A 15,604-nucleotide genomic window follows, 5' to 3' on the forward strand; every position below is an offset into this window, starting at 1 on the left:
CGCCAGCTTAAAGGCACCGAGCAAGACTTCCGCTGCTCGCCGGCGGTATGCGCGTGGCTGGCAGGACACCGACCAGCAATCCGGGCCGTATCTGGATCGTCTGATTGACTGCGTCCGGACGGAACTCAGCCATCAAATGGGCAGACCACGAAGTGCTTTTAGATCACAAATCGCCCGGATAAATTCCGATGCAGCGACTATGGGAATCGTCGTGCCCGAACTATGGGAGTCCGTCCACGTGACACCTCGGATACAGACTCCTCGTTGGTCGGCATGCCTGCCCGTCCGACCAGCGTATCAATCCACCTTTGGGTGTAGGCAAATGCCTACAGACGATCGTCATCGTCGGCGGTACCCTCACCCAGAGGCGAGATGGCGCCCGCCGTTGACGACCAACACTTTACGGGCCACGCCACCCTAATGTTCCTCAGCTCTCGACACCCTGCCCAACATGGATTTTCTAGGCATGCATACGCACGACCCAAACAAGCAAGTTAGCTTCATCCAGCAAGCGCTGTCTCAAAATCGAAAGCCAATTGCATTCCTCATTGGTGCAGGTTGTCCGCTCGCGGTGCGCGTCGAGAGAGAAAAGGGTGGCATCCGAGAGAATCAGCCGCTGATATGGGACGTCGCAGGTCTCACGAAGATTATCGATACGCGTCTTGGTGGTTCCGACAAAGCCTCACCATCAACGTGGAACAGGCTGATTGAAATCGTTACTGACGATGGTGGCGACCCAAACAACATTGAGCACATCCTGAGCAAGATTCGCATCCTTAAGGCTGTCGCTGGCAAGGGAAAGGTCCGCGACATGGATGCGACCGAGCTGGATGAACTCGATACCGGAGTTTGTGGAATCATTTCCGAAGAGGTTGATCGGTCCCTGCCAAACAAGGAGACGCCGTATCACAACCTCGCGATTTGGGCTAGGTCCATTAGGCGTGAGTACCCCGTTCATCTGTTTACGACGAACTACGATCTGCTAATGGAGCAAGCCCTTGAGGAGAGTTCAGCACCGTATTTCGATGGCTTTGTCGGATCCCGAAATGCCTTCTTCGACCTTGGCGCAGTCGAGGACGAACGCCTTCTTCCTGCGCGTTGGGCTCGGCTCTGGAAGATTCATGGATCACTCAATTGGCGTCTAGTGGACAATCGATCCGTTGTTCGGAGCGACGCCAAGGCGGACAACCACTCCTATCTGATCTACCCGTCGCACCTCAAGTATGACCAAAGCAGAAAAATGCCGTACTTGGCGATGCTCGACCGCCTCAAGGCGTTTCTCCTAGAGCCCTCCGCCGTCATGTTTGTCTGCGGCTACTCTTTCGCAGACGAACATATCAACGACGTAATTTGTCGAAGTCTGGATGCGAATCCGACCGCACATATGTTCGCGTTCTTGTATGGCGGGCTCGATGAAGGAAAGTACGACTTGGCCAGAAACTGCGCACTGAACACCCCAAACCTGAGCATGCTTGCCTTTGACAAGGCGATTATTGGACGCAATGCGGGGGATTGGAAAGCCGAAGACATCGAAGGCCTCTCTTTACCCCCCGGAATTCTCCAGAAAGTCGGCACCGACGTCTCACTCACGCTAGGAGATTTTTCCTCCTTCGGAAAGCTACTCCGGGATCTCTCAGGGACCGAGGAGAAGCCGCATGGCGCTTGAAGCACAGAGCACAGGAACCGTCATCGGAACTGTGCAGGACGTGAGCGGATCGTCCATAAGCGTAACTCTGCGAACTGATCGTTCGGGCTTGAGCTTCGTACGCGGTCAAGGATACAAGATTGGACAAATCGGCAGCTTTGTTAAGATTCCTATTGGATACGTCGACCTGTTTGGCATCGTTTCACAAGTGGGCGCGAGCGCCGTACCAGAGAGCCTGGCGCAAAGCATGCCGAATGGCTTGCGTTGGATGACAATTCAACTTATCGGCGAGGGGTACCGGTCTGGAAAGTTTCAACGAGGCATATCTCAGTACCCAACCATCGAGGACGAAGTGCACCTCGTTTCTGAGGCCGACCTTCAGGTCATCTATGGAAAGTCCGGACGACAAAATCATCTTGTACGCGTAGGGCATATCGCAGGAAGCGAGTCGATTGATGCGCTTCTTGATATTAACAAGCTAGTGACAAGACATTCCGCGATCGTTGGCACAACAGGATCCGGGAAGTCTACAACCGTGGCCGGACTGCTGAACGTGCTGTCCGATGGCGAGCGCTTCCCATCGGCCAGAATCGTCGTTCTTGATTTACACGGAGAATACGGTCGTGCACTTAGTGATCGCTCCAGCATCTTCAAGATAAGTCCAGACGCAAGGAGGGCGAACGAGCAGCGCTTGTGCATCCCGTTTTGGGCGCTTACGTTTGACGAATTCATGCAGGTGTCATTCGGAGATCTTCCGCCTGATGGAAAGGCTCGAACACTAATCCTGGAGCGCGTTGTCGCAGCCAAAGCGCAGAGTCTTGCAAATAATCCAGTACCCGGCCTAGCGGCGGATCAAGTAAATGGTGACAGCCCGATCCCATTTTCACTGAACAAGCTGTGGTACGACCTTTACTGCACAGAATTCGGCACATTCTATAGCAGCCTTGGTAGCGCGACAGACCCGAGCACCTGGGCTTACGAGAAGGATGCGCTGGGAAACGAGTTGCGCGGAGATGCTGCGACGGGGATGCCCCCGCGCTTTAGAAAGGTCAAGAATGTCCGCGACGATCTCGAGAAGATAAATTACATTCCAGATGGCCTCAATATTCGGGGGGCGCTCGAGGCACTCGGCGCCAAGCTCCGAATGTCGCGATATGATTTCCTCCTAAAGCCCGGCAACTGGCATCCCGACATGTCAGGCCATACGCAGAGCGGTGTCGCCGAACTAATCAAACAATGGCTTGGCAGCTCCAAACCTATAACCATTCTGGATCTTTCGGGCATACCTTCGCTAATGATGAACGACATCATTGGAAGTATCCTTCGAGTTCTGTATGACGGATTGTTTTGGGCGCGAAACCTTTCGGAGGGCGGGCGCGAACGTCCACTTCTGGTCGTCATGGAGGAGGCTCACGCCTACCTAAACGACGACTTCTCGAAATCGGCATCCATCATCACGCAGCGCATAGTAAAGGAGGGAAGGAAGTACGGCATCGGAGCGATGATAGTCAGCCAACGCCCTTCCGAGATAAATCCGACCATCTTGTCGCAATGCGGCACATTCTTCGCCATGAGGCTCAGCAATGGAACTGATAGGTCGCATGTAACTGGTGCGCTGGCAGACAACCTTGAAGGCCTGACCAATATGCTTCCAATTCTTCGAACGGGCGAGGCCATCATCCTCGGAGAAAGCGTGAAACTTCCTATGCGAACGATGATTCAAGCGCCGCCGAAGGATAGACTACCTGACAGCCAAGATCCTATCGTCTGCGATGAGGTCAGCCTCGAGGAATCAATGGCACCAGGCGGCTGGAATGTGCGGCACCCAGACCATGCTGATTACAGCCATTTTGCGGAAGCTTGGCTGACACAAGATCCACTGATTTCAAATAAGTAATGAGGAGAGCCAGATATGTCATGGGAAGAGTTCCCCCCGTTTACGTCGTCAAACGTACAGTCGGCAAGATATGACCATGAACAGAGTATCCTCGAAGTAGCGTTTTTGAATGGATCTGTCTACCAGTACTTCGACGTACCCGCACAGGTAGCAAACGCGTTCAAGGCCGCTGAGTCGAAAGGATCGTTTCTCGCCTCGAACATCAAGGGCTTCTTTCGATACAGCAGGGTTTAGATTTCACGAAAGACGCTGCTCGCCAGATCGGCAAACAGCGTCTGTGACCTTCCCACAGATCTATGCAGGCAGCTAAAGGGAGATTCGAGTGATACTCGGTCGCTGCTGCGCGAACCGCTGTCGCCCCTTTCAAACCGGCTCCGGCTAGCTGGTGATCTTTTGACCTAACGGGCCAGGTGCTTTCCGATCGATGGTACGGAATGGCCGTCGCGTTCACTTTGTGACAATAGGTTTTCGTCCAGCGCGTCGAGAGCCCCTCAACATGACGCTCCTCCATATGCGCGCTTTCTTGTGGATTCGCGCAATTCACATTGAAAGTTACCACTAGCGAGCCTAACATCCCTCGCTAAATTTGGGACGCCACCCGTGCCTCCACACGGAGCTGCCCTGGATTACAAACGGACTGCCTCAGCGCAGAAAAAACAGGGAAATTAATGAAAAGCATGTGGTGGGCATTTTGGGTTGTAGTCGCACTTTTGCTATCTGCAACTGCGGTTGTTTCGAGAGTGGTCTATCAAACGCCGGCCCCGCCTAGCAGCACGGCCCTGTTCGAATCGATCAAGGCGATGCTTCTTTGCCTAGGCGGATCTGGCGTAATTCTTTCAACGTATTTCACCGCAGTTAACGCCTTTGTTCAGCGAAGAGCCGACATTATTCAGAATACTTTCCACCTGCTCGCGAGCTGGGATGATCCGCACCTCTTTCAAGCACGCAAACTCACAAGGCGAGCAAAGGAAACGCGAGAAGATACATCGAACAACGGCCTTATTGAGGAGATTGAGAAGAATGAAGATCTGAAGAATTCGGTCATTCTTGTCCTGAACTACTTCGAGCACATCCATTTTTCGCTTATCACCCGAAGGATCGACAAACGCCTCTTCAAGAGAGCTCTTGGAGCTACTGTAGTCGACATAATTGACAGGTTCATGCCGTTCGCGAAGAAGCAGGGCGATCAGGTGGTTGCCGACCTGATCGCATTAAAGAAATTGCTACAAGAAGAATGATCCGCAATGCGGTGGCCTGGACAGCGAAGGTCTCGCGACATGGCACTTCGATATCGGTGCAGTTGATCAGGCCCGGCCCCCTCGCCACCGCATTTTCCGCATTGAGGGGCATAGATCAGCCTGCCATGCAAGCTGTCACTCGTTGCTAGTGACTTCGTCATGGATCTCGTCAACCTTGAGGTCCTTAATGACGAACGCATTGTGGAAATCTGAAAGGTCACACAACGACGACGCTCGAGGAAATGTTGCTTCAGGCTTTCACGACTTGAGTGTCAACCGATGACCCGGTTTCTAAACACGTCATCGTCAAGCAGCTAGCGATACTTCGCCAAGTATGGGGTCGTCACCTGGGCTCCTCATCGATCCCGCGCCGAACCGGGGGTTTCGTCCTTACTGCGCCTTGAGAGCTTCCGGAACAAATTTCGCGAGGCACTGGTGCTTCCGTAGCTTGGCTGCAGGAATCTCTACAGCGGGCGATCCACCGTATGGCTTGCCCGTCTCGACATCCTCCGGCGCCTTGAATGCACCGGCGTGATATTCGGTGTCGCACTCGTCGTACTTGTCGCAGACCTCGAGCTTCGTGCAAATGACCGCGCCGTCTCGTTCGTAGATGTAATACGTGGCGCCGGAATACGGCGGCCTCGGATAGGTCTCTGTGCGAATCGTGATGGACTGGTGTTCTGCCGCGGCAGCGGCGCCTGATAGCGCAAGCGCAGCGCTCAACATCAAGCCAACCCTAAAGGTGCGACCTTTCATCCCCTGCCTCCTTCGTGATGATCCATGTCGGGTCAATATTGCTGCATCGCCGAGTTGACGCCAAGCCCAAACCTGGACACACATCGCCATCGTGTGGACGGCAAGAACCGGATAGCTGGTCGAGGCGCCGAACGATAAAAAAGCATCCTCACCCCAAGGAGCTTTCCCATGCATATCGTCGCCCATCCTTCGATCCTGTATCTCGGAACCCCCGTCGCTCTCCTGAGCACCGTCAACGAGGACGGAAGCCACAACCTCGCCCCGATGTCCTCGATCTTCTGGATCGGTTATCGCTGCTTCCTTGGCTTGCAAAGCATTTCGAAGACACCGGAGAACCTCCGCCGCACTCGCGAGCTCGTGATCAACATGCCGTCGCCTGACCAGGTTGCTGCCGTCGATCGCCTCGCGCGGACGACCGGTACCTATCCCGTTCCGGAGGACAAAATCGATCGTGGGTATCGCTACGAACGCGACAAGTTCGAGATCGCGCGGCTGACTCGAGTGCCATCCGAAACCGTAGAGGCGCCGCGCATACTGGAATGCCCCGTCCAGATGGAAGCCGTTCTCGAGCACGAGCACGGCTACGACCAGGATGGTCCACTCGCTGGCTATATCGCCGTCTTCGAAGTACGCATTACGCGCGTGCACGTCGACGAGTCGATTCTTATGGAAGGCAATCCCAACCGCATCGATCCCGACAAATGGCGTCCGCTCATCATGAGCTTCCAGGAGTACTACGGCCTTGGGCCGAAGCTGCACCCGTCGCGTCTTGGCGAGATTGCCGAGGAGCTGTATCGGACGCCTGACTTCGCCCGAGCGGCGGAAGACCTTCTGGCCACTGCGGATTGATCGAGCCCCGGAACACATTCACCGTTCCGGGACCTCTTCTCAGCTCAGGACGAGGATTGAGTCAAACCAGCATCCCACGTCCATCGCGCATGCGCTCTCCCAACCCTCTCCGTACCCGCCTGCATCATCGCCGCAACAGCCTCCAAAGACAGCGCCAACTGCTTGCAGTCAACACCCTCAGCCTCGTGCACCAGATCAGCAAGCGTCGCCGTGACACCCCGCGCGTACTGCAACCAAACCGTCGCGTCATTCAACAGTTCATGCACCGATGGCTCGCTCGGTTCCACACCGCTGCTGCGAACTTCCTCAAAACTCACGCGTGATTCGCTCATCCCTTCCTCCCGGGCTATCGCGACCAAACGATCTAACGTGGCACGACAGTCAGCAACGACCTGCCGCGCCACGGACCATACGATCGCGGGTTCACCGGCGGCCTGTGTCCAGGCGCCGGGTGGCTTGATTGATGAAGTGGTGGCGGCGCGACCGTCCGTGAGGCTTACCAGGCGTGGTGCCTGCCTCATTCGATCTGGTCTTACCTCAGGAAGGCTCCGCCGCGGTTCTTCAACCGTGCCTGCGGCTTATGCAGGCGGTCCGTTGACCGGTGGGGTGTCGCCGAGGGGATTCGGCGGGCGAGCGGATGCCGTATGATCGGGGGCAGCCATAAGCAACTTCCTTTGAGTTGATTGTGGTTAGCGAGGTAGGTGTGTTGACGCACACCTGCCTCGCGACTCTCACCGCCATGAGCGGTGGTTGCCTCGGTAGTTCGTGACCGGCGAGGCAACGCATGCACCGTAACAAATGCGTTCCGTGTTGTCTGTAGGACGATTCGTGTTGTGCCGCGAGCGCACCCAGTTTGCTGCGATCACTCGTGTTCCGTTGACGTTTACAGGAAGCCGCAGATGCTTTCCCTTGAAGACGAACGCTGGGCAACACTGCAACATGTGTATGGTTCGGCTAGCGACATACCTCCTGTCCTTGCACGCTTGAAAGCATCTCCATCGATCGAGGATCGTGATCTGTGGGATATCTTGTGGGGTTCGCTTAATCATCAAAGCGAAGTGTGCGACGCGAGTTTCGCGGCGGTACCGCATGTCATCGACGCGATAGCGAACCATCCCGAGTCGGCTCACTGGCATTGCTTCGCCTTCATCGCCTCCATCGAAGTGGGGCGCGTGACCTGGTCGTACACCATCCCCGATTTTCTCGTGGCCGACTATGCGGTGGCTTGGCATCGGATTCCGCCGCTGATCGGCCGCGCATGCATCGAGCCGCGCGGTAGCCTCCACACCCGCGGTGTGCTGGCCGCGCTCGCGGCTTCGCAGCAGCAGCCGCTGCTCGCCGAGGTGCTGCTTGAGGCGAATGAGGCGGAACTCCCCGAGATGCTCGAGTGGTGGCAGAACCGCTGACCACTAGACGACCGGTCTAATCAAGCGTATCGTCCACCCCATGAGCTCAGCAGCCGCCACCACCGAAACCTCCGACGTCCGCGAGAAGATCCTGGCCACGGGCCAGCGGATCATGGGCGGCAAGGGCTTTTCGGCCGTGGGGTTGAACGAGATCCTCTCGGCGTCCGGGGTACCGAAGGGCTCCTTCTACCATTACTTCGGTTCGAAGGACGCCTTTGGCCAGGCCATGCTCGAGAGCTACTTCGAGGAGTATCTGGCCGACATGGACCGCATGCTCGTGCAGGCTGGCGGCCCGGCGTCACAGCGGCTGGAGAACTACTTCCAGGCCTGGCACGACAACCAGTCCTTCGAGGATTGCCAGGGGAAATGCCTGGCCGTGAAGCTCGGGGCTGAGGTCGCTGATCTCTCCGAAGCCATGCGCGGCGCGCTGAACCGCGGCACCGCCGGCATCGTGGATGCCATGGCCCGGGCGATCAAGGCGGGCGTGGCGGATGGCTCGGTGTCCATCGACCAGCCGCCACACGACGTGGCGCTGAGCCTCTACCAGCTGTGGCTGGGCGCCAGCGTCATGGTGAAGATCGTCCGCAACACCGAGCCCTTCCTCAAGGCCATGACCACCACCCGACAGATGTTGAACCTGCCCGCCTGAGGGCGGGTAGCCGAGGAGCGCCTCCCGACGAGGTGCTCTTTTTTTCGCCTCATTAGTAGACGACTGGTCTACTCAATACGCCACCCAAGGAGACACCCATGAAAGTCCTCATCGTCCTGACCTCCCACGACCAGCTCGGCAACACCGGCCGCAAGACCGGCTTCTGGCTCGAAGAACTCGCTGCACCCTATTACACGTTCAAGGATGCCGGTGTCGAAGTGGTCCTCGCCTCGCCCAAAGGTGGCCAGCCGCCGCTGGATCCGAAGAGCAACGAGCCGTCGTTCCAGACCGAGCTGACCCATCGCTTCGAAGCCGACGCCGCAGCCAACGCCCAGCTGGCGAACACCGTTCGTCTCGATAGCGTCTCGCAGGCGGACTTCGATGCCGTCTTCTATCCGGGTGGCCACGGCCCGCTGTGGGATCTCGCAGAAGATAAGCATTCGATCGCACTGATCGAATCGTTTATCGAAGCGGGCAAGCCGGCAGCTCTCGTGTGCCATGCACCGGGCGTGCTCCGCCACGTCAAGGCAGCGAACGGCAAGCCGCTGGTCGAAGGCAAGCAGGTCACCGGCTTCACCAACTCCGAAGAAGAAGCCGTTGAACTGACCAACGTCGTTCCCTTCCTCGTTGAAGACGAACTCAAGGCGAAGGGCGGCATCTACTCCAAGGGCCCGGACTGGGGTTCGTACGTCGTTAGCGACGGCCTGCTGATCACGGGACAGAACCCGGCGTCGTCGTCGGAAGCGGCGGCTTTGCTGGTGAAGCGTCTTTCGATCTGATCTGCCCGCTGTAGCTCCCGGGCCCCGCGCCACAAGCGCGGGGCCCGGGTTATGCCTGAGGTGTCGATACCCGCGACTCATCCCCCCAAGGCCACGACTCGTCCCTCGGACCTCGGCCATCCGGGGTTCTGCAGCCACCATCCATACGACAGACCATGGAGAGGCGGCATGTTTGGCTACTACCTGGACCTTGCCCTGCGCAGCCTGAAGCGCCATCCCGGCCTCACCGCACTCATGGCACTGAGTATCGCCATCGGCGTGGCATTGGCCATGACCACCTGGGCTCTGGTCCATCTGATGTCGCGGGATCCGATTCCCCAAAAATCAGCCCAGCTGTTTTTCCCCACGGTAGACGCCTGGGGGCCATCGGCCCGGAACAAGGACAACGAACCTTCAGACCTGCTCGACTATGCGACGGCAACCGCGTTGTTGAAGGACCACCGGGCTCGTCGTCAGTCCCCTGCGTACTGGATGAACCCCGCCATCATCCCGGATAAGCCCGGCGCCCATCCCTTCGTGAGCTCAGGGTTTGCGGTATCCAGCGAACTGTTCCCCATGCTCGACATCCCGTTCGAATACGGCTCTGGCTGGACTGCGGACGACGACGCCTCACGGGCACGGGTGGTGGTTATCGGCCACGACCTCAACGAGAGGATCTTTGGGGGAGGAAATAGCGTCGGCCGAACGCTCACCATTGCGGGGCACGCCTATCGGGTCGTCGGCGTGCTCGACCACTGGAACCCGCAACCGGTCTATTTCGATGTCCCGGCGTTCGGTGGCTTCATGGTCCAACGGCTCGGCATCCTGCTCCCCTTCCACACCGCCATCGACATGGCGGTACCGCAGGCTGGCGAACGCCCCTGCCTCGAGGCACCTGAGCGGGGTTTCGACGGACTGTTGCGTTCCAACTGCACGTGGATCAGTTACATCGTCCAGTTGGATGACGCGACGGCGGTCCACGGCTACGAAAGCTACCTGCATGCCTATGCGCAGGCCAACTATCGATGGCCACCCAATACACGGCTGCGCGGCCTGCTTGCGTGGCTGGATTACCAGAAGGTCGTACCGCCCAACGTATTCATCCTGAGGCTCGTCGGCGTGGGCCTACTGATCGTCTGCCTCGTCAACACGATCGGGCTGTTGCTGGCGAAGTTCATGCGGCGTAGCGCCGAGATCGGTGTCCGGCGTGCGCTGGGCGCGCGCCGGTCTGCCATTTGCGCACAGTTTCTCACCGAAGGCGCGCTCGTCGGCCTGGTGGGCAGCCTCGGCGGCCTGCTGTTCACCTGGCTGGGCATGCTCTGGCTCCGCGCGCGATTTCCCGAAACGTGGTCGGGCCTGACCCGCATCGATGTACCGCTTCTATGCCTGACGTTGGCCATAGGCATCGGCGCAACCGTCCTCGCTGCTGTGTATCCCGCCTTACGGGCAGCGGGCGTGCGCCCGGCATGGCACCTGAAAACCAGCTGAGGCATTCACGGACATGGCTCTTCCCCCGACATTCGCCGCGTTGCGCAAACACAAGACCGGCGTCATCCTCATCGCCTCGCAGGTCGCTCTCACCCTGGCGATCGTGTGCAACGTTGCCTTCATCGTAAGCCTGCATCTCAAGCGCATAGACCGCCCGACTGGCCTGATCGAAGACCAACTTTTCCTCATCAACCAGCGCTACATCAACGCGCCCGCCGGTGAGGATGACCGCGCGACGGATACACTGGATGCCATGCAACGTGCAGACCTTGCTCAACTGCGGGGGTTAAAGGATGTTGCATTTGCCACACCGGTCGTTTCGCTGCCCCTGCTTCACAACCACTGGAGCAGTACGCTCGCGCTGAAACCGGACGACCTGCACTCCCAGGCAACGGTCAACACATTCGCCGGCGGGGAAGACGCGTTACAGACGCTGGGCCTGGCGCTGGTCGCGGGTCGGGACTTTCGCGCGACAGAATTTGTCCGCAGTGCAAGCACGTCCACCATGAACGCGCCGGCCGTACTCATCACCCAGTCACTCGCAGACAAGCTATTTCCCGGTGGCAACGGCGTCGGACAACCGGTGTACTTGAACGGCAGCATGCGTCCAAGCGTGATCGTCGGCGTGCTCGCGCGGCTTCTGACATCAGACTCCGGTGGGCACGAAGCTACCGCATGGGATTCCGTACTTTTGCCCGTACGCATGGATACGCCGTCCACCATGTATGCCGTGCGCGCCAAGCCTGGGCGGCTCGACGCTGCCATGGCCGAGGCAAGCAAGGCCTTGTTCGAGATAGAGCCGTTACGCGTCATGGACCCGGGCGGTCGCTACACCCTTGGTGGTGTAGAGCCATTCGTCCGTATCCGTAACCTTGCCTACGCCCGTGATGAATTCATGGCGCAGGTTCTGCTTGCGGTCTGCGCCATCGTTCTCGTGACTACGAGCTTCGGGATCACCGGTCTGACGAGCTTCTGGGTGAGCCAGCGCACCCGTCACATTGGCATACGCCGTGCCCTGGGTGCACGCAAGCGCGACATCCTCCACTACTTCCATATGGAAAATCTGTTCATCGTCGGCGGCGGATGCGTTACGGGTGCCGTGCTGGCCACGGCACTCAATGTGGCCCTTATGCACTCGTTCGAACTGTCGTGGATGCCCCCTATCTATACCTTCGCAGGTGTGCTCCTTGTCCTCCTACTTGGGCAACTCGCTGTCTTCATCCCCGCCAGACGGGCCTCACGGATTGCTCCGTTGGCGGCGTTGAGGGCCTCGTAGCCGAAGCGGCCCTTAGCGAATCCGCCTGACGAGTGCTTCGGTCTCCGCAACCACTACATCCGGCCGGTCGTACTGGATGTAGTGGCCGCTTCCCTCATCCGGTTACAGCCCGGCGGACATTCATGGCCCCTCGCGTGGCCCGCTGAGTGACGCTGATCGGCTATCTTTCCCCGCTCGCCTCCGCGGAAAGGAACCGCCATGCGCCTGACGTCCTGCCTCGCTGCCCTCGCCATCTATGCCATGGCGGGGTCGGCGATCGCCGCTAGCCTCAAGGTCGGACCGCTGGCACCGGCCGACCGCGAGGATGCTGCGACGTATTACACGAACGGCAGCCAGCTACTGAAGGGAATCGAGTACCCGGACGAGTACGGAAATGCGCGCATCTTCGCGTTCGGCGCCAGCAAGGACGGCCCCTCGGTCGACGACAAGAGCTACGTTTCGTTGCACGCCTACGGGCTGCTCGCCGACCACGGCGGCTACCTCACCAAGTGGGAGATCAAGGACACCAACGGCACCGGTCTCTGCGGGCTGCAGCTGTTGATGCCCCTGGTCAACGTGATCGATGCCGGCGACGGCAATGCCCTGGTCACCGTGCCTTATTGGATCGCCTGCGATGGCCTGGACGGCACCGTGGTGAAACTGATCATGGTCTACAAGGACAAGAAGTACGCGATCCGCGGCAACCTGCCGAACCAGGATACCGACGACCTGTACAGCAAGCCTGGCGACAACTTCAAGGAGCTGCCCGCTGTCGTGCAGAAGACGGCGCTGGCGTATTACGCGAAGGTCGAAGCGGCCGCGAAGAAGGCCGCCAACTGGACGGATCCGCACGAGGCGCAATAATCAGGCATCAGCGCAACACGGAGAGCCACCTTGGCACCGCGACGATTCAAGCAAGTCGATGTCTTCAGCCGCACGCCGTTCAAGGGCAACCCCGTGGCGGTGGTGCTCGATGCCGAAGGCATGACGGACGACGACATGGCCGCCATGGCGCGCTGGACGAACCTCAGCGAGACGACGTTCGTGTTGCCACCGCAGCATCCGCGCGCCGACTACCGGGTACGGATCTTCACCACGCTGTATGAGATGCCATTCGCGGGGCATCCCACGCTGGGTACCTGCCATGCGTGGCTCGAAGCCGGCGGCAAGCCGCAGGGCGATGACATCATCCAGGAGTGCGGCGTAGGGCTCGTGCGGATTCGTCGCGATGGTGGCCTGCTCGCTTTTACCGCGCCGCCGCTGGTGCGCTCCGGGCCCGTCGATACGTCGCAAGCCCAGATCATCCGCAGCGCGTTGGGCCTTACCGAAGCAGACGTCCTCGATGCCCAATGGGTCGATAACGGGGCTGGTTGGTTAGCACTTCGACTTGCCAGGCGCGACGTCGTGCTTGGCATCACGCCCGACTTCTCGAAGCTCGGCGAAACCCCCGTCGGCGTCTTCGCCGGCGAAGATGATGTGTTCGAAATGCGCGCCTTCATCGCGGGCGATGCCATGCCCGAAGACCCCGTCACCGGCAGCCTCGCAGCAGGCATCGCCATGTGGCTGGCGAAGGATGGCCTGGCACCAGACGCCTACGTAATCCAACAGGGACGAAGGCTAGGTCGCGCCGGAGAGATTCATATCGCGCGCGACGCTGATGGCATCTGGATTGGTGGCAGTGCGCTCACGTTGCTCGACGGCGTGCTGCACCTGCCACTCACGACGGCCGCAGAATAATCGCCGGCAACCGGGTAAGCATCCGGCCGAAGACCTGCGTGTCGCCCGTGCCGCGCGAAAGAATCAGTGCGCCATGCAACTCCACCAGCGCCTGCTCCGCATAGACCTTCGCCATCCGCTTGGTGGCACCGGCTTCCTCGGCCACGCGTGTCAGCCCCTGCGATAGCCGCTGGAAGATGCTGGCGATGGCGGTGGCGCGCCCGTTCTGCTCGCCACGCGGTGGGGCAAGCACGTTAAGCAGGCACGATTCGTTGCCGCTTGCGTAGAACGTATCGATGATGCGGACGAACGCGGCCATCTTCTTCTCTGGCTTCGACGCATCTTCCAGCAAGGGGAAGAGGTTCGCTTCCAGCACGTCAGCCGTCGCTGATAGCACCTCCTCCGCCATCTGTTCCTTGCCACCCGGGAAGCGGTGGTAAAGGCTCGCCTTCTTCAACCCGGTGGCCTCGGACAGCACGGCCAGCGACGCAGCGTCGTAGCCGACCTCTTTGAAGATCCGGGTCAGTTGCAGGGTCAGCTCGTCATCTTCGACTTTGCGTGGCTTGGGCATGGTGATCTCCTGGCGGCGATCATAACCGAACAATCGGTAAAATTCTTCTTGACAGCCTGACGGGCCACCCGCCAACCTGTTGTTACCGAACGATCGGTAAACAAAGGAACCCTAGACCATGGCTCGTATCCCTGTCCTCGACCCCGCCAATGCCACCCCCGCCCAGGCGGAAATCTTTGCCAAGACCGCGGCGAAGTTCGGCAAGAACCCGCTCCTGATGTCCGCGATGACCAACTCGCCGGCCATGATGAACAGCTACCTCACCCTCTTCCAGAACCTGACCGACGGCCGTTTCGACAAGAAGCTCGCCCGCAAGATCGGCCTGGCCATTGGCGAAGAAAACGGCTGCGAGTACTGCATCTCCCTCCTCGCGGCGATCGCGAAGCTGCAGAAGCTCACCGATGAAGACATTGAACTGGCGCGCCATGGCAAGTCGGTCGACCCGAAGGAAGAGGCGCTGCTGCAGTTCGTGCTCCTGCTGGTCCGCCACAAGGGCGACCTGACCAACGCCGAAGTGCAGGCCGTGAAGGATGCAGGCTGGACCGATGAGGATGTCTCCGAAGTCTTCGGCCACCTCATCCTGAACTTCCTGACCAACTATTTCTGGAAGGTCGCCCGCACCGATATCGATTTCCCGGTGCTGCGCCTGTACGACCAGACCAAGATCGCGCGCGGCAACCACTAAGCGCGCGATGAGAAAGGCCCGGGGCCACCTCCCGGGCCTTTTGCTTAGGCGAGGGTCACACCCTCGGCATCCAGCGAGGCACGCACGCTTGGCCGTTCCTTCATCCGGGCCATGAAGGCCTGGATGGCGGTGTAACCCGAGAGGTCGATGTTCACCCGCGGCGCCCAGCTCAGCACATTGAACAGATAGCCATCGGCAACCGAGAACGTATCGCCGAGCAGGTAGGGTTGGCTGGCGAGGTGCTCGTTCACGTAGTCGAACCGGCTGGCCAGGTTCCCCTCGGCGAAGCGGGTCTTCGACTCGGGATCCACTAGCGGTGAGAACATCACGGCCATGCCCTTGTGCAGGTCGGTGGCCACATAGTTCAACCATTCCATGGCCCGGTAGCGCGCCATGGTGTCGAGCGACGGCAGCAGCTGCTTTGCCGGGAAGCGGTCGGCAATCCACTGCAGGATCACCGCGCCCTCGGTCAGGATCTGGCCGTCATCCAGTTTGAGCACGGGCACGAAGCCTTTTGGAGTTACCTGGTAGTAATCGCCTTCGATCGTGCGCTTGGTACCGAAGTCGACGCGGATCAGTTCGAAGTCCTGGCCGGCCTCGCGCAGGGCAATCTGCGAGGCGAGCCCACATGAGCCGGGGGAGAAGTACAGTTTCATGAGCGTTTCTCGGGTGGGTAAGCCATGCAGTCTGG

17 protein-coding genes are annotated in these 15,604 nt (G+C 59.3%); 13 read left to right on the plus strand and 4 right to left on the minus strand.

Annotated elements, in window-relative coordinates; translation table 11 throughout:
- Positions 1-466 precede the first annotated feature (466 nt).
- From L2Y96_RS21745 to L2Y96_RS21755, 4 genes are all read left to right on the plus strand, one after another.
- Entirely contained in the window at positions 467-1,666 is a 1,200-nt protein-coding gene (locus tag L2Y96_RS21745; protein WP_247330442.1) for an SIR2 family NAD-dependent protein deacylase, read from the plus strand.
- Positions 1,656-3,542, plus strand: coding sequence for an ATP-binding protein (locus L2Y96_RS21750; protein ID WP_247330444.1), 1,887 nt, complete (start codon positions 1,656-1,658; stop codon positions 3,540-3,542). The genes L2Y96_RS21745 and L2Y96_RS21750 overlap by 11 nt, the downstream gene beginning before the upstream one ends.
- 15 nt (positions 3,543-3,557) lie before the next feature.
- The gene (locus L2Y96_RS23110; RefSeq protein ID WP_425492478.1) at positions 3,558-3,776 is read left to right on the plus strand and encodes a KTSC domain-containing protein; all 219 of its coding nucleotides are present in this window, start codon (positions 3,558-3,560) and stop codon (positions 3,774-3,776) included.
- A gap of 434 nt (positions 3,777-4,210) precedes the next feature.
- The gene (locus L2Y96_RS21755; protein ID WP_247330446.1) at positions 4,211-4,780 is read left to right on the plus strand and encodes a DUF4760 domain-containing protein; all 570 of its coding nucleotides are present in this window, start codon (positions 4,211-4,213) and stop codon (positions 4,778-4,780) included.
- A gap of 390 nt (positions 4,781-5,170) precedes the next feature.
- Here the strand turns inward: L2Y96_RS21755 and L2Y96_RS21760 are convergent, their stop codons facing one another.
- A complete protein-coding gene (locus tag L2Y96_RS21760) occupies positions 5,171-5,536 on the minus strand; it encodes a hypothetical protein (RefSeq protein WP_247330448.1) in 366 nt (121 codons plus the stop codon).
- Positions 5,537-5,704: 168 nt separating this feature from the next.
- Here L2Y96_RS21760 and L2Y96_RS21765 point away from each other — a divergent pair, with 168 nt between their 5' ends.
- On the plus strand, positions 5,705-6,385 hold the full coding sequence (locus L2Y96_RS21765) for a flavin reductase family protein (RefSeq protein ID WP_247330450.1): 681 nt from the start codon (positions 5,705-5,707) through the stop codon (positions 6,383-6,385).
- A 44-nt stretch (positions 6,386-6,429) separates the two neighbouring features.
- On the opposite strand, the gene L2Y96_RS21770 is transcribed toward L2Y96_RS21765, so the two are convergent.
- Positions 6,430-6,717 (minus strand): hypothetical protein, encoded by a 288-nt coding sequence (locus tag L2Y96_RS21770; protein WP_247330453.1) that lies wholly within the window; start codon positions 6,715-6,717, stop codon positions 6,430-6,432.
- 567 nt (positions 6,718-7,284) lie between these two features.
- Between L2Y96_RS21770 and L2Y96_RS21775 the strand changes: the two genes are divergently transcribed.
- From L2Y96_RS21775 to L2Y96_RS21805, 7 genes are all read left to right on the plus strand, one after another.
- Positions 7,285-7,791 (plus strand): hypothetical protein, encoded by a 507-nt coding sequence (locus L2Y96_RS21775; protein ID WP_247330454.1) that lies wholly within the window; start codon positions 7,285-7,287, stop codon positions 7,789-7,791.
- A gap of 40 nt (positions 7,792-7,831) precedes the next feature.
- Complete coding sequence (locus L2Y96_RS21780; protein WP_247330456.1) at positions 7,832-8,440, plus strand: TetR/AcrR family transcriptional regulator; 609 nt, start codon at positions 7,832-7,834, stop codon at positions 8,438-8,440.
- A 98-nt stretch (positions 8,441-8,538) separates the two neighbouring features.
- Entirely contained in the window at positions 8,539-9,219 is a 681-nt protein-coding gene (locus L2Y96_RS21785; protein WP_247330458.1) for a type 1 glutamine amidotransferase domain-containing protein, read from the plus strand.
- Between the two features lie 168 nt (positions 9,220-9,387).
- Positions 9,388-10,686: an ABC transporter permease gene (locus L2Y96_RS21790; protein WP_247330460.1), complete on the plus strand. Its 1,299-nt coding sequence runs from the start codon at positions 9,388-9,390 to the stop codon at positions 10,684-10,686.
- A gap of 13 nt (positions 10,687-10,699) precedes the next feature.
- Complete coding sequence (locus L2Y96_RS21795; RefSeq protein ID WP_247330462.1) at positions 10,700-11,962, plus strand: ABC transporter permease; 1,263 nt, start codon at positions 10,700-10,702, stop codon at positions 11,960-11,962.
- A 198-nt stretch (positions 11,963-12,160) separates the two neighbouring features.
- Positions 12,161-12,805, plus strand: a complete 645-nt coding sequence (locus L2Y96_RS21800; protein ID WP_247330463.1) for a hypothetical protein — start codon at positions 12,161-12,163, stop codon at positions 12,803-12,805.
- A gap of 30 nt (positions 12,806-12,835) precedes the next feature.
- On the plus strand, positions 12,836-13,678 hold the full coding sequence (locus tag L2Y96_RS21805; RefSeq protein ID WP_247330465.1) for a PhzF family phenazine biosynthesis protein: 843 nt from the start codon (positions 12,836-12,838) through the stop codon (positions 13,676-13,678).
- On the opposite strand, the gene L2Y96_RS21810 is transcribed toward L2Y96_RS21805, so the two are convergent.
- A complete protein-coding gene (locus L2Y96_RS21810; protein WP_247330467.1) occupies positions 13,659-14,228 on the minus strand; it encodes a TetR/AcrR family transcriptional regulator in 570 nt (189 codons plus the stop codon). The genes L2Y96_RS21805 and L2Y96_RS21810 overlap by 20 nt on opposite strands.
- 118 nt (positions 14,229-14,346) lie before the next feature.
- Here L2Y96_RS21810 and L2Y96_RS21815 point away from each other — a divergent pair, with 118 nt between their 5' ends.
- The gene (locus L2Y96_RS21815; protein WP_247330469.1) at positions 14,347-14,913 is read left to right on the plus strand and encodes a carboxymuconolactone decarboxylase family protein; all 567 of its coding nucleotides are present in this window, start codon (positions 14,347-14,349) and stop codon (positions 14,911-14,913) included.
- Positions 14,914-14,957: 44 nt separating this feature from the next.
- Here the strand turns inward: L2Y96_RS21815 and gstA are convergent, their stop codons facing one another.
- On the minus strand, positions 14,958-15,569 hold the full coding sequence (gene gstA, locus L2Y96_RS21820) for a glutathione transferase GstA (protein ID WP_247330471.1): 612 nt from the start codon (positions 15,567-15,569) through the stop codon (positions 14,958-14,960).
- Positions 15,570-15,604: the final 35 nt, after the last annotated feature.

The sequence above is a fragment of the Luteibacter aegosomaticola genome (genome assembly GCF_023078475.1).
GTDB classification, from domain to species: Bacteria; Pseudomonadota; Gammaproteobacteria; order Xanthomonadales; family Rhodanobacteraceae; genus Luteibacter; species Luteibacter aegosomaticola.

Coding starts and splice junctions, on each gene's coding strand:
- L2Y96_RS21785 (WP_247330458.1), top strand. CDS start 8,539: ATGAAAGTCCTCATCGTCCTGACCTCCCACGACCAGCTCGGCAACACC.
- L2Y96_RS21810 (WP_247330467.1), bottom strand. CDS start 14,228: ATGCCCAAGCCACGCAAAGTCGAAGATGACGAGCTGACCCTGCAACTG.
- L2Y96_RS21815 (WP_247330469.1), top strand. CDS start 14,347: ATGGCTCGTATCCCTGTCCTCGACCCCGCCAATGCCACCCCCGCCCAG.
- gstA (WP_247330471.1), bottom strand. CDS start 15,569: ATGAAACTGTACTTCTCCCCCGGCTCATGTGGGCTCGCCTCGCAGATT.
- L2Y96_RS23110 (WP_425492478.1), top strand. CDS start 3,558: ATGTCATGGGAAGAGTTCCCCCCGTTTACGTCGTCAAACGTACAGTCG.
- L2Y96_RS21780 (WP_247330456.1), top strand. CDS start 7,832: ATGAGCTCAGCAGCCGCCACCACCGAAACCTCCGACGTCCGCGAGAAG.
- L2Y96_RS21770 (WP_247330453.1), bottom strand. CDS start 6,717: ATGAGCGAATCACGCGTGAGTTTTGAGGAAGTTCGCAGCAGCGGTGTG.
- L2Y96_RS21760 (WP_247330448.1), bottom strand. CDS start 5,536: ATGAAAGGTCGCACCTTTAGGGTTGGCTTGATGTTGAGCGCTGCGCTT.
- L2Y96_RS21765 (WP_247330450.1), top strand. CDS start 5,705: ATGCATATCGTCGCCCATCCTTCGATCCTGTATCTCGGAACCCCCGTC.
- L2Y96_RS21775 (WP_247330454.1), top strand. CDS start 7,285: ATGCTTTCCCTTGAAGACGAACGCTGGGCAACACTGCAACATGTGTAT.
- L2Y96_RS21755 (WP_247330446.1), top strand. CDS start 4,211: ATGAAAAGCATGTGGTGGGCATTTTGGGTTGTAGTCGCACTTTTGCTA.
- L2Y96_RS21750 (WP_247330444.1), top strand. CDS start 1,656: ATGGCGCTTGAAGCACAGAGCACAGGAACCGTCATCGGAACTGTGCAG.
- L2Y96_RS21790 (WP_247330460.1), top strand. CDS start 9,388: ATGTTTGGCTACTACCTGGACCTTGCCCTGCGCAGCCTGAAGCGCCAT.
- L2Y96_RS21795 (WP_247330462.1), top strand. CDS start 10,700: ATGGCTCTTCCCCCGACATTCGCCGCGTTGCGCAAACACAAGACCGGC.
- L2Y96_RS21745 (WP_247330442.1), top strand. CDS start 467: ATGCATACGCACGACCCAAACAAGCAAGTTAGCTTCATCCAGCAAGCG.
- L2Y96_RS21800 (WP_247330463.1), top strand. CDS start 12,161: ATGCGCCTGACGTCCTGCCTCGCTGCCCTCGCCATCTATGCCATGGCG.